This window comes from Moorena producens PAL-8-15-08-1, from assembly GCF_001767235.1.
Lineage (GTDB): Bacteria > Cyanobacteriota > Cyanobacteriia > Cyanobacteriales > Coleofasciculaceae > Moorena > Moorena producens_A.
In genome coordinates, this window is record NZ_CP017599.1 from 9,519,823 (window position 1) to 9,532,600 (window position 12,778).

Genomic DNA, 12,778 nt, shown 5'->3' on the forward strand with positions numbered 1-12,778 from the left:
CTATTGAGATTTATTCAAGCAAAAACTACAGACCTGGTGGGTGGAACGGGCATCTTGCCCGTTACAATCGGACGGACTGTGCCAACTTTGACGGTGCGTTACGGGGCGGACTATCCCAACTCTGGCTACGAAGCCAAAAATCAGAGCCTTTCCGCCCCTAAAGCACCACTAGCAACTGCTCCCTACTCCCTACTCCCTACTCCCTATTCCCTATTCCCTATTCCCTATTCCCTATTCCCTATTCCCTATTCCCTATTCCCTTTGCTATATGTATCAATTCTTTAATTTAATCAATAAATTATGGAATAATTATCAAAATAAAAGTAGACCAAACTATTACCGTAACCAACTTGGAGATATTGGGTATAGCGTTTCTAGGACTCATGAGGTACACATTAGAGGTTGTCTGAGAAGTCTCATTGGCTACATCCAAGCCCCCTAAATCCCCCAATTTTGCGGTGCGACCCAAGGGCGATTTACTCGCCCATTGGAAAGCGCACCGGAAGGGACTTTTAGAAGCAAATTGAGTCTTGTTCCCCCCAAGCGAGCAATCCCTCGCTTGGGGGGCTAGGGGGGCAACAATCAGTATAAAAAAACTTTTCAGATATCCTCTTAGTTTTTACCTCTTCCCTCTTAGCTCTTCCCTCTTCCCTCTTAGCTCTTCCCTGCTCCCTGCTCCCTGCTCCCGTCTTGATGCAGTCGCTCATGGGGGAAACCCCCAAGACCGCGCTGCATCGCTGCTCCCTAAAAACCATAAATTTGTACCTCACAAGTCGTAGAATTGCTATAAGAGTGTTATATAGGCAAAAATGTAATCAAAAATAATTTAATTAAATTATTTATAGGCAATCGAGTTATTGTAGAAAATAATGTAACCCTTAAATGTAATTTGGAAGATTCTGCTATTCATATTGGCGATCGCTCAATTATCCGAAGTTCAGCAATGCTCATATCTGCACAGGGTAAGATAAAAATTGGTAGTGACTGTAGTGTCAACCCTTTTTGTTTTCTTTATGGTGCAGGGGATTTAGTTATAGGAAACTGGGTCAGAATCGCTACCCATACTGTAATTGTTACTTCAAACTATACCTTTGACGATCTTGATATGCCTATCGACCTTCAACCATCTACTAAGAAAGGTGTCATTATAGAAGATGATGTTTGGATAGGGGCGGGAGTAAGAATCCTTGATGGTTGCAGAATAGGTAAAGGTTCTGTAATCGGTGCTGGGACAGTTTTAACTAAGAGTGTTGAGCCTTACTCTGTAGTTGTAGGAGTACCGGGCAAGGTTATTCGTAAACGTGGTGAATATAAAGATAGTAAACAGGAGTAAATAGGATAATTTTTTTAACAAAACTAGTCACAAATAAATAGATTTATCTCATCTATTTATTACTAATAAATAATCACGACTATCCTAGACTGATGATAGTAAATGAGTAGTTTAACTGAGCTTAACTCCTTAAATTATAAGGGAGTCAATACAATTAAATTTAAAAAACATTGTTTTTTGTTATCGCTACAAGCCTCTTTGAGTAAGCTTTGTAGCGATTCTTTTATACTAATTTAGTTTACCCACACTCTAGAGAGCCATAATCCCTAGCACTATGAGGATAATTAGCCATGAAAAATCAAGAGCCTGTGCGAGTATTTATCGGCTCTGGTGAAGCCAGTCTAGTGGAGAGGAAAGTCTCAATTTACTCTCTTCGTAAGCATAGCCGTAGGGAACTAGATATTTATGTTTTAAATGGTACCCACAATGCTATTGAACGTAATGATGATCAACCTTATCTCGCTCCCATGTCCTTACGAGTTAAATATCGGAATACAACTGAGTTTAGTCTCTACCGATATTTGATACCACAGCTGTGTAACTATCAAGGTAAAGCCATTTATATTGACTCCGATACTATCTGTTTAACTGATATTGGTAAACTCTTTGACACACCTTTGGATGGCTGTGATTTCCTGGCTAAAAGAGCTTATAGCAGTGAAGCTAAAGACCTTTGGGGCTTGAGCGTAATGCTGATCGATTGTCAAAAATGTAACTTTGATTTAGAAACCTACTACGACGAAATTGAGCAAGGTTTATATTCTTATCCTGACCTTGCCCGTATGAGTCCGGCTTTTCTGGCTCATCACCATTACCAAATCGGAGAACTAAACCCCCTTTGGAATGTCTTTGATTACTATGACAAGGATACGAAGTTAATCCACTATACAAACCTCTACACTCAACCTTGGAAGTCTAGCAATCATCCCTATGGAGATTTATGGTTTCAGTACTTTAATGAAGCTAGGGAGTGCGGTTTGATCACAAAAAATGATATTGATTTAAGCCTTGCTCGTTCTTACGTCAGGCATGATTTACTAAAGGGAAATTTCTCAGGTATTTTTTTAAAAAAAGTGAGATACACCCCAGTTATTTCTCGTTTTTACGAGAGTTTTAAAAAGCTACTGATCAATTTTATAAACGTGATTATATCACCAGTTAGGTAACTTAGTTTATGAATATTATTGCCGTTATTCCTGCTCGCTATGATTCAATTCGTTTTCCTGGTAAACCCTTGGCAATGATTGGCGATCGCCCAATGGTGCAGAGGGTTTATGAGGCAGCTAAACGTTGTCCTAATTTCACTAAGGTGGTAGTTGCTACTGACTCTGAATTAGTTGCGGATTGTGTGGAGCAGTTTGGGGGAGAGGTGGAAATGACTCGCTCAGACCATGCTACTGGTACTGACCGGGTTGCAGAAGTAGCTCAACGTTATCCGGAAATGAGGGTAATCGTTAATGTCCAAGGAGACCAACCTTTTGTTACTGGTCAGATGCTGACCGAGCTGGTAAGTCCTTATCTCAAAGGGGAGTTTCCTGCGATGACGACTCTTGCTTGTCCTCTGGATATGGCAACAAGCTATCAAGACCCTAACTCAGTCAAGGTTTTATGCGATCGCAAAAATCACGCCCTCTACTTTTCCCGTGCTCCCATTCCTTACTTCCGGAATTCTGGAGATGCACCTGTATTCCACCATCTCGGACTCTATGCTTTTGAGCGAGATTTCCTGAGCAAATATGCTCAACTGTCACCCACACTCCTAGAGAGGTGTGAAGGCTTAGAGCAGTTGCGAGTACTTGAACATGGATTTGCCATTCGGGTGTGTATTACTGAAAAGGCAGTTTTGGAGATTAATACCCCTGAAGATTTAATTAAAGCTCAAGCCTTAATTTATCATTAAATCTGGAGATGCTATCCAAATTATTGAGAATAGATCCCAGTTTTCCTTAAGTAGCTAAAAACTCTGTTAATATGTAAGTCTATCAATAGATAAATGATTATCTACATTGCCTCATATCCACGCTCTGGAAACTCATTGACCCAGCAAACAATTCAAACTTTCTTTGAGCGACCAATGACTGTAGTCTACGGAGGTAGTAGGAAACCTGAGACCTATGCTAGTGGAGCCGTAAATTTTATCAAAAACTGGCGTTGGCCAAAGGACAAGACAATTTCAAAATCTTTGTGGGGTAAGTTGCATGCTCAAGTTAATAAAAACAATCTAGAAAACTGGATTGCTCTGTATGACCTGAATGTGCCCCCTTATACGAAAGATTGCCGCTACTTACTTCCTGGCTGTTTGAGCGTGCTAACGCCGAAAAATCGCCAAAAATTGGCAGCTGAGGAATCTCCCTTCTTTATCAAAACCCACGAACTACCCTACCAAGAATATTTTGAAGGGGAATACGTCATCTTAGCTGTTCGTCATCCCGGTTCTGTTCTTTGGTCTTATTTCAATTTTATCAAGGATTTCTGGCAAGACGTTAAAACTCTCGATGAAGTAATTAGAGGAGAAGTGACATTTGGCTCGTGGAGTGAATGGTATCAAAGTTGGAATCAAGCCATACCTTCTCTAAATGACAGACTTTTAAGACTCCGCTTTGAAGATGTGCTGGCGGATAGGCCCAGGGCATGTCAGCAGATAAAAGCCTTGATTAGTCTAGATTATAATCCCTCCAAGCAAGAACTTTCATTTGAGGAGCTGCATAAAAAAGACCCGCAACATATCCGCTCTGGAAAAGCTAATGGCTGGCAAAAGTACTATACCGACAACCAGCTCAGCCTTCTTTGGGAGTTACACAGTGCAACCATGCAGCAATTCGGTTATGAGATGCCTACATAGGCATAGTCTACGTTGGCTTCTGACGTTAATCAGCCTGCCTTGCTAAGGCAGAAGGCAGAAGGCAGAAGGCAAAAGAGTTTCAGGGGTTTTTTTCTGATTTAATACAAGGGAGTTTAAATGCGTGACCGCTTACCTATTACTACAACCCATTGTATAGTTAACAATAATTGACACTCCCCGCCGAAGTAAGAACGGGGATTCTTACTTGGCCTATGGCCACGCTACGCGAACAACGAGCCGACTTGCTCAGCCAGGTCGGAACCAGAAAGAGTAGAGGCCGATTCGACCTAAGCGTTTTGATCATAGATCTAGGTTTCGGTGTGCCCCACCGTACCTTTACTTTTTTTTTTAGAGATAGATACTTTTTTAGATCTAAATTTTTCATAGACGTTAAAGTCGTTGTCTTGATGCAGTCGCTCATGGGGGAAACCCCCAAGACCGCTTAGGTGCGCTTTCCGTTGGCGAATTAAATTCGCCACGGGTCGCACCTCTGCATCGCTAGACTAAATTACGCAATATGTATCTCAGACATATTTTTTACGTTGCCTACTTATGGTTAGATAGTATCTATCTCTTTTAAAAGTCTATTGTTTATAATCTTAGACTAGCACACCTAGTACAAACTGTCAAGAAAAAGTTTTAAAAAAAAGCCGTCCCTAGAAGTTACCGTAAGAATAAAGAAGCCTTTAAAGGGGGCAGGCTATGAGCATAAGGGTTAAAACTTATTAATTAAGGCTTCTTTATTCTAAGGTTTCTATCCAGCGAAGGACGGGGCTTTAAACCCAATTTTTTTGGTAACTAATTTATGACTCGCGCTCAAATCACAGATACCCTCTCGATTGGCGATCGCTGCCCACTCACCCTGATTGGTGGTCCGTGTGTGATTGAATCGGAAGACTTTACCTTAAAAATGGCAGAGGAGATCCATAAAGTATGCGATCGCTTAAATATTCCTTTCATCTTCAAGTCTTCCTTTGACAAAGCCAATCGAACTTCCATCAACTCCTTTCGGGGACAAACCCTAGACACAGGTCTAGACATTCTCCAGAAAGTTAAACAGAAGGTGGGTGTGCCAGTGCTTACCGATATCCACGAAAGTCACCAAGCTGCAACGGTTGCTGAAGTAGTCGATGTCTTGCAAATCCCAGCGTTTCTGTGCCGCCAAACTGACTTGCTAATCGCTGCGGCTGCTACAGGTAGGGCAATTAATGTCAAAAAAGGTCAGTTTCTTGCCCCTTGGGATATGAAGCATGTGGTCACCAAACTGGAAGCTGGGGGAGCCAAGAATATTTTACTAACAGAGCGGGGTACTAGTTTTGGTTACAATACCCTAGTGGTAGACTTTCGCTCCCTCCCTCAGATGCGCGAGTTAGGTTATCCTGTAGTTTTTGATGCCACTCATAGCGTCCAGATGCCAGGAGGAAAGGGAGATAAATCTGGTGGACAGCGGCACTTTGTTCCCTATTTGGCCAGAGCTGCGGCTGCCGTTGGCATTGATGCTCTGTTCATGGAAATTCATGAAAATCCTGACATCGCCCTTAGCGATGGTCCGAATATGGTACCATTGGCGGAACTGGAAAATGTCCTCAAGGTAATTCTGAATGTTCGTGCAGCTTTGGAGGCTACAATTGGGTAAGATTTGCGGATAAATTTGCGTTGCTTAATAATGGAATGAATGCGCGATCATATGGTTTTGTTTAAGCCCCCTAAATCCCCCGAGCGAGCAATCCCTCGCTCGGGGGACTTTTAGAGTTTTTTTCCCCCCAGAATTGGGGGGTTAGGGGGGCGAAACCATACCCAGAATCAGCAACGCCGAAAAATTTGCTATGAATAACATCCCTGAGACCGAATTACAAGCACGTTTATCCCAGGTCAAACTGCTAGCTCTAGATGTAGATGGAGTCATGACCGATGGCGGACTTTACTACACAGAAAGCGGTGAAGAACTCAGAAAGTTTAATGTCAAAGATGGCATGGGAATAAAGCTACTCCAACAGACTGAAATTGAGGTAGCTGTTATTACCAATAGCAGTTCTACGGCAACCCGACATCGAGTCCAAAAGCTAGGAATCAAGTACAGTTTTTTTGCCATTGAAGATAAGTTAGCTGTGGTCAAAGAACTCTGTGAACAGTTGAGTTTATCTCTTGCCCAAGTCGCCTATGTTGGTGATGATATAATTGATTTAGCAGTTCTGAAAGCTGTAGGATGTCCCTTAACTGTTGCTGATGGGATACCAGAAAACCAAGACAGTGCTGTGTATGTTACCAGATTAGCAGGTGGCCAAGGAGCGGTTCGAGAAATATGTGACCTGTTGCTCAAAGCACAGGTTTGAGCGTGATTAATAACACTATCCCGATTTGAAAGATAACGTCTGAAAGAGTTAATAGGCAATGCTTCTCAAGTAAAAGTCTAGGATAACTTGGCAAGTTATCAGCTTTCGGGTGCTCAGACTTTTGTCTGTTAACCAGGAGCAATGCTGACTACTTCCATAAACCAAATGACTAATCCTAAGCTTGTTAAACGCATCATTACCTGTCAAGGCACCATTCAACTAGTGACTGCATTATCAGTGCTTAGTTACAGGGAAAAACAGCAAAAAGACCTTACTATTAAATACCAAGATTACCTTGTTATTTATCATCTCTATTCTCCCCCTGGGCAAATTGATGAATTTGCCGCCTTTATCAAAAGGATAGCAGAGTTAGTGGGGGAGTGGCAGAAAATTGTGTACATCACCCCTGAGCACCTCAGTGATATTGAGAGTCAATTAGACTATTCCAGCCCATCAAAAATTTTTCGGATAGTCCATGAAATGGTAGGCACTAACAGGGCTGATGAAATTTACCTGTGCCGGAATTGGATGTTTGGGAATCAGCTACTGATTAATACTTACAAATCTGCCCTGAAACTTTGTTACGGTGATAGTATTGGCTTTTACTTTTCGGTAAAATCAAAAGCATTATTTGCAGATAAGCCAGAACCTAAATTTAATTTATTTAGCTACATACAAAAAAAACAAAAAGCATTAGTTCGTAAACTAAAAACGAGTTTACGACTAATCACTTATCTAAAAATTAGACCAAAATTTGATATCGGTTATTTTGTATTACCTGAAGCGTTTGGGGAATCACCTCCCATGAAAACTGTCACCTTAAATAAAGTGTGGCTTCTCGACACGTTTCAAAAGCTCAGGGGTTTGGTAAATCCAGAATATGTTCTTCAGTTTCGCAAGACTATTGCTGAGTATCCCGTTTCAATACTACTCACTTCAAATTTCTCTGAGGCTCGTAGAATGTCTCTGGATAATGAAATCGCTGCTTACCGTGAATTCCTGATCGGTGAAGGTATAGAGCCAAACACAGTTCTGGTGGTGAAACCCCATCCTAGAGATGACAATGTTAAACTCCAGAAGTTGGAGGATGCCCTATCTGACTTGTTTGATAAAATAATAATATTATCAGAACCAGACCTGTTTTTTCTACCGTTTGAGGTATTTTTTGCCGAAGCTTTTCTACCCCTAGATTCAAGGGTCAATAATCAACCCAGGGTGTTTGCCGTCAGCACAGCTTGTGTCTCCCTAAAGCTACTGTTTAATGTTCCCAGTATTGTTGGCTTTGGGGAGCAGATTACTTCCAAGCTTTTCTATGAAAATTATGCAGCTGGTAGGTTGGAACACGAGCAGGAGTTAAGAGCAGCAATCAACAACGTTGAAGTACCTGGAATCATTAGCGAGCACCATGAAAGTCCTACATATCAATCAATCTGATCTTTCTGGGGGAGCCGCGATCGCAGGCTACCGACTCCATCAAGGTTTGCTCGGTCAAGGCGCAGACTCACGCTTGTTAGTCTGGAGACCCAAAACGATTAGTGATCGTGTAGATTATGCTGCCCGTTTAGCCATTCTAGATAAACTAACTGCCCCGATTACCCAACAACTAGGACTTTACTATATTAATAAACTGGGCACCTTTACGATTCCTAAGCACAGCTTTTATAAAAACGCCGATGTACTCAATTTTCATGTGCTTCATGGTGGCAGTCGTGGATACTTTAACTATCTAGCAATCCCTTCATTAACTAAACGTAAACCTGCTGTGTTTACCTTCCATGATATGTGGAGCTTTACTGGACATTGTGCCTATAGCTATGACTGCGATCGCTGGAAACGTGGTTGTGGAAAATGTCCCGATCTAAATATTTACCCAGCTATTCCAAAAGATAATACTCATATAGAGTGGAAGCTAAAAAACTGGGCTTATAGTCACTCAAACTTAACAATTGTTACTCCCAGTCGCTGGCTTTGTGAGCAAGCTCAGCAAAGTATGCTCAACCGCTTTAGGATTCACCATATTCCAAATGGTATTAATACTGAAGTCTATCAGCCCCTCGAATCCCAACAGTGCAAATCTGTACTCAACATTCCCACGGGCAAAACAGTTCTAATGTTTGCCGCCACAAACTTAGCCGAGAAGCGCAAGGGGGGCGATTTGCTGTTGAAAGCGTTGCAAAGTCTACCCCAGTCTATCAAGGCGGAAACTATAGTGCTAACCTTTGGCAGTGGTGGCGAAACGATTGCTGAGACTGTTGGCATGCCAGCATTGAATCTTGGTTATGCCAGCAATGATCACTTTAAAGCCATTGCCTATTCTGCTGCTGATTTGTTTCTTTTCCCCACCCGTGCCGACAATCTTCCCGTGGTGCTGCAAGAGAGTATGGCTTGTGGTACCCCCATGGTGTCTTTCAACATCGGCGGCGTTCCCGATTTGGTACGTCCTGGTATTACTGGTTACTTAGCTCGGCCAGAGGATATTCAAGATTTCTGTAATGGTATTGTGCAGTTACTGGAAGACAAACCGCTACGGGAAACCATGGCACAACAGTGTCGTGCTATTGCCTTGGAAGACTATTCACTTGAACTGCAAGCCCAGCGATATATGGACTTATATCATCAGGTGTTACAAAACTAGAATGCGATCGCATCCCTCAACAGCACTAAGCGCGTTTGTATCATCGGTTGTGAACATACTCCCAAAGGCCAACAGGCAACAGGCAACAGGCAACAGGCAACAGGCAAGAGGGGTTCAAGATTTTCAGTGTAGGAATTGTGATAATTTTTGATCCGAATTTCCCTACTCCCTACTCCCTACTCCCTACTCCCTGTTCTCTTTACTATATAAATTCCATGTGATTGCTGATTAAATATCAGCAATATTTATTTAAATTAGTATTAGAGAGAGCATAGTAATAACTCTGGCAAAATAAAATTATTATCCCTGATATCTATTTAGTTAGTATGTATTGATAGCTAGTAGCTATATAGAATTATTTTAAGAGGTGATTACCTTGAAAACCATTGCTCTCATTGAGGAAAATTGGAAGGGACATCGTCCAACATACCTCAAGGTTTTCACCAAAATGTTGCTTGAGCTTGGTCATCAAGTAATAGCCTTCTGCCCAAAACCATTAGAATTAACTGAATGGATTGCCTTTAACTGCCCTAACTATCAAGAGCAATTCCAGGTTTTTCTATTTCAAACACCAGAGCCTAGCTCATTTAGGATCAATGGAATTCGCACAGCCCTGAATGCAGTAAAACGTTGGTACTACGCCAAAGCTAGCATTCAGTATGCTTCATCAAAAATTGGTAAAGTACCCGATCTAGTATTTTTTCCCTGGCTTGATAGTTGTTTAGCGCCCTACCTGCTACACCATATAGTAGACAATATTTTCCCTTACCCTTGGTCTGGTCTCTATGTTCAACCTCGTCATTTGAGGCTTAAACAAAAGTTTTGGTCTATCAATAGAGGTCCTCTCAAACCTCATGGTGCGTTAAAATCCTCTAATTGCCCAGCTGTTGCTGTTCTTGACGAAGGGATTGCTAACCAATTACAAAGCAAAATCAACGGCAAAACTGTCATTACGTTTCCCGATTTTACTGACGAGTCAGCTCCAGACTTGAATTGGTCAATCGTGAAACAAATTAAAGCCAAAGCGAAAGGCAAAAAAATCATTGGATTACTAGGAATACAATCCCAGCGTAAAGGAGTGTTGACACTTTTAGAAGTTGCTCAGCAGATGGTGAAACAAGACTATGTTTTTGTCTTCGCCGGTCAGTTATCCAAGCAGAGCTACACTTACCAGGAGCAAGCAAGACTCCAGACTCTTCTTGACCGAAAGTTACCTAACTGCTTTTTTTATTTTCAGCGTATTCCTGATGAAGCAAAATTCAACGCTTTAGTTAGTACTTGTCATATCTTATTTGCTGCCTATCATGACTTCCCCCACAGTAGCAATATCCTAACTAAAGCAGCAGTCTTTGAAAAACCTGTGATTGTGAGCAGCAAGTTTTGTATGGCAGAGAGAGTGCGCCAATTTAAATTGGGTTTGACTATCAATGAAGGGGATGTGCTGCAATGTATTTATACTATAGGTCGCCTTTGTAGTCAACTGGATAACTATAACCAACAAGTGCAACCGGATTTTGATGGTTATAGACGTCTTCATTCTACTGATCAGCTCCCAGAGAAACTTCAGAGTATTTTAACTAGTATTTAGCAAGTCGCTATCGAAAAATACTAGTTTTTATATTAATTATGTAGATAGAGATGAAAACTCCAGTTGCCTTCATAATCTTCAAACGACCAGATACTACTGAGAGAGTATTTGAAGTAATTCGCGAAGCCAAACCTCCCAAACTGTTAGTCATTGCTGATGGACCTTGTGCTGATCGACCAGGTGAAGCAGAAAAGTGTGCTGCAGCTCGTGCAATTATTGAGCGCGTCGATTGGGATTGTGAGGTTTTGGAAAACTACTCTGATGTAAATCTGGGTTGCTGTCAGCGAGTGTCCAGTGGAATAGACTGGGTTTTTAACACCGTTGAAGAAGCAATTATTCTTGAAGATGATTGTCTCCCCCATCCCGATTTTTTCCCATTTTGTGAAAATCTGTTAGAGCGATATCGAGACGATGAGCGAGTCATGATGGTTAGTGGGACTAACTTTCTAGGTAAATGGAAGTCTGATCGTCAGAGTTATCATTTCTCCTATTATGGTGGAATTTGGGGTTGGGCTTCTTGGCGAAGGGCATGGAATTATTATGATATCACTATGAGTCTTTGGTCAAATCCTGATATCAAAAATCGGATCAGGGATGTGTTGGCAAATAACGAGCATTACCAAGCCCGTAAAAAATCCTTTGATTCTACACTAAACGGTAAGTATGATGCTTGGGATTACCGATGGAGTTTTGCCAGACTTGCACAGTCGGGATTATCAATTGTTCCTGCTGTTAACCTGATTTCAAATATTGGTTTTGGGGAAGGGGCCACCCATACCGTATCAGCAACTAGTCAACTAGCACAACTGAAAACCATAAGTCTTGATTTTCCGATAAATTATAACCAATTTACAGCTGTCGATAGAGATTATGACCACAATTATTTTCAAAATTTTATTAAACGCTCTAAATTAACTAAATTATTAAGCAGTTTCAGATTTGCTTAAAAAACTATGAAAGTCATTTCCCTTCTAGATCCATCGATTTGCAGCTCTAACCTAGGCGATCAGATTATTATTGACTCTGTCGATAACATTATAGATACAACCTTTGATGAACCCCTATTAATTCGGATTCAAACTCAAGATCAAATTTCCAGTAATTCCTATAAATACATGAGGATGAGTGACCTCAAAATTATTGGGGGCACAAATCTTTTATCATCGAAGATGAATTCCTATAAGCAATGGAAAGTTAATCTGTGGGATTCCCTATTTATTAATGACATCATTTTGTTGGGTGTGGGCTGGTGGAAATATCAAAAAAAGCCTAATTTTTACACCAGAGTTTTGTATAAAGTGCTGCTCAGTAATACCTATCTCCACTCGGTTAGAGATAGCTATACCGAGCAAAAATTAAAATCCATCGGCATCCCTAACGTAGTTAATACATCTTGCCCGACATTATGGACTCTGACAGAGGAACACTGTTCCAATATACCACGAAAAAAGTCAGACTCCGTTTTAGTTACCTTCACTGAGTATCATCAAAATGAAAAGTTTGATTTTAACCTAGTCAAGGTATTGTCACAAAACTATCAAAAAATTTATTTCTGGACTCAGCAGCCCAAGGATTATCACTATATGCAATCCTTTTGTGGCAAGAGTGCTATATATCTCAAACCTAGCCTAAAAGCATTAGATCAGTGTTTATCTAGCTGTGATGTAGATTATATAGGTACGCGATTACATGCTGGCATTCGAGCATTGCAACACAGTAGAAGAGCACTGATTCTTGCTATTGATAACAGAGCTACTGAAATTGCTAAAGATACTAACCTTCCAGTTATTAAACGAGATGATATAGACTCGATTAAAAATTGGATAGATTCCTCCTATGAAACAAAAATAAACTTACCAATAGAAAATATCAATAGATGGAAAAATCAATTTTAATCAACGTAAGCTGTTTTGCATTTAAATTGCACAACAGCAAGGCAGAAGCGATCCAGCGCGGTCTTCGACATCCCTACTCCCTACTCCCTACTCCCTACTCCCTACTCCCTACTCCCTTTGCCATATCGTTAGTGATGTTAGTTTTATGGTAG

General features: G+C 41.1%; 15 protein-coding genes. 14 read left to right on the forward strand and 1 reads right to left on the reverse strand.

Features of this window, described 5'->3' with window-relative positions; all coding sequences use genetic code 11:
* The first annotated feature begins 3 nt into the window (after positions 1-3).
* The 6 genes from BJP34_RS45270 to BJP34_RS34950 all read left to right on the forward strand — a co-directional run bounded on the left by BJP34_RS45270 (position 4) and on the right by BJP34_RS34950 (position 4,175).
* The gene (locus BJP34_RS45270; RefSeq protein ID WP_083305506.1) at positions 4-285 is read left to right on the forward strand and encodes a hypothetical protein; all 282 of its coding nucleotides are present in this window, start codon (positions 4-6) and stop codon (positions 283-285) included.
* Between the two features lie 408 nt (positions 286-693).
* Positions 694-825 carry a hypothetical protein gene (locus tag BJP34_RS49850; RefSeq protein ID WP_267876444.1) on the forward strand — a complete coding sequence of 44 codons (132 nt, stop codon included), beginning with the start codon at positions 694-696 and terminating at the stop codon, positions 823-825.
* Between the two features lie 64 nt (positions 826-889).
* On the forward strand, positions 890-1,333 hold the full coding sequence (locus BJP34_RS34935) for an acyltransferase (protein WP_202972052.1): 444 nt from the start codon (positions 890-892) through the stop codon (positions 1,331-1,333).
* A gap of 290 nt (positions 1,334-1,623) precedes the next feature.
* Positions 1,624-2,499: a glycosyltransferase gene (locus BJP34_RS34940; RefSeq protein WP_070396301.1), complete on the forward strand. Its 876-nt coding sequence runs from the start codon at positions 1,624-1,626 to the stop codon at positions 2,497-2,499.
* Positions 2,500-2,507: 8 nt separating this feature from the next.
* Positions 2,508-3,233 (forward strand): 3-deoxy-manno-octulosonate cytidylyltransferase, encoded by a 726-nt coding sequence (kdsB, locus tag BJP34_RS34945; protein ID WP_070396302.1) that lies wholly within the window; start codon positions 2,508-2,510, stop codon positions 3,231-3,233.
* 93 nt (positions 3,234-3,326) lie between these two features.
* Entirely contained in the window at positions 3,327-4,175 is an 849-nt protein-coding gene (locus BJP34_RS34950; RefSeq protein WP_070396303.1) for a sulfotransferase domain-containing protein, read from the forward strand.
* Between the two features lie 308 nt (positions 4,176-4,483).
* On the opposite strand, the gene BJP34_RS45275 is transcribed toward BJP34_RS34950, so the two are convergent.
* The gene (locus BJP34_RS45275; RefSeq protein WP_158517651.1) at positions 4,484-4,654 is read right to left on the reverse strand and encodes a hypothetical protein; all 171 of its coding nucleotides are present in this window, start codon (positions 4,652-4,654) and stop codon (positions 4,484-4,486) included.
* 326 nt (positions 4,655-4,980) lie between these two features.
* Between BJP34_RS45275 and kdsA the strand changes: the two genes are divergently transcribed.
* The 8 genes from kdsA (at position 4,981) to BJP34_RS49855 (ending at position 12,778) form a co-directional block, all read left to right on the forward strand.
* Complete coding sequence (kdsA, locus tag BJP34_RS34960) at positions 4,981-5,811, forward strand: 3-deoxy-8-phosphooctulonate synthase (protein WP_070396305.1); 831 nt, start codon at positions 4,981-4,983, stop codon at positions 5,809-5,811.
* A 190-nt stretch (positions 5,812-6,001) separates the two neighbouring features.
* Positions 6,002-6,508 (forward strand): KdsC family phosphatase, encoded by a 507-nt coding sequence (locus BJP34_RS34965; protein WP_070396306.1) that lies wholly within the window; start codon positions 6,002-6,004, stop codon positions 6,506-6,508.
* Between the two features lie 165 nt (positions 6,509-6,673).
* Positions 6,674-7,942, forward strand: a complete 1,269-nt coding sequence (locus tag BJP34_RS34970; RefSeq protein WP_070396307.1) for a polysialyltransferase family glycosyltransferase — start codon at positions 6,674-6,676, stop codon at positions 7,940-7,942.
* Positions 7,914-9,143 carry a glycosyltransferase family 4 protein gene (locus tag BJP34_RS34975; RefSeq protein ID WP_070396308.1) on the forward strand — a complete coding sequence of 410 codons (1,230 nt, stop codon included), beginning with the start codon at positions 7,914-7,916 and terminating at the stop codon, positions 9,141-9,143. The genes BJP34_RS34970 and BJP34_RS34975 overlap by 29 nt, the downstream gene beginning before the upstream one ends.
* Positions 9,144-9,510: 367 nt before the next feature.
* Positions 9,511-10,731 carry a glycosyltransferase gene (locus BJP34_RS34980; RefSeq protein WP_229424179.1) on the forward strand — a complete coding sequence of 407 codons (1,221 nt, stop codon included), beginning with the start codon at positions 9,511-9,513 and terminating at the stop codon, positions 10,729-10,731.
* 50 nt (positions 10,732-10,781) lie between these two features.
* On the forward strand, positions 10,782-11,678 hold the full coding sequence (locus tag BJP34_RS34985) for a hemolytic protein HlpA-like protein (RefSeq protein WP_070396309.1): 897 nt from the start codon (positions 10,782-10,784) through the stop codon (positions 11,676-11,678).
* Between the two features lie 6 nt (positions 11,679-11,684).
* Positions 11,685-12,626, forward strand: a complete 942-nt coding sequence (locus BJP34_RS34990) for a polysaccharide pyruvyl transferase family protein (protein WP_070396310.1) — start codon at positions 11,685-11,687, stop codon at positions 12,624-12,626.
* Positions 12,627-12,652: 26 nt separating this feature from the next.
* Positions 12,653-12,778, forward strand: coding sequence for a hypothetical protein (locus BJP34_RS49855; protein ID WP_267876445.1), 126 nt, complete (start codon positions 12,653-12,655; stop codon positions 12,776-12,778).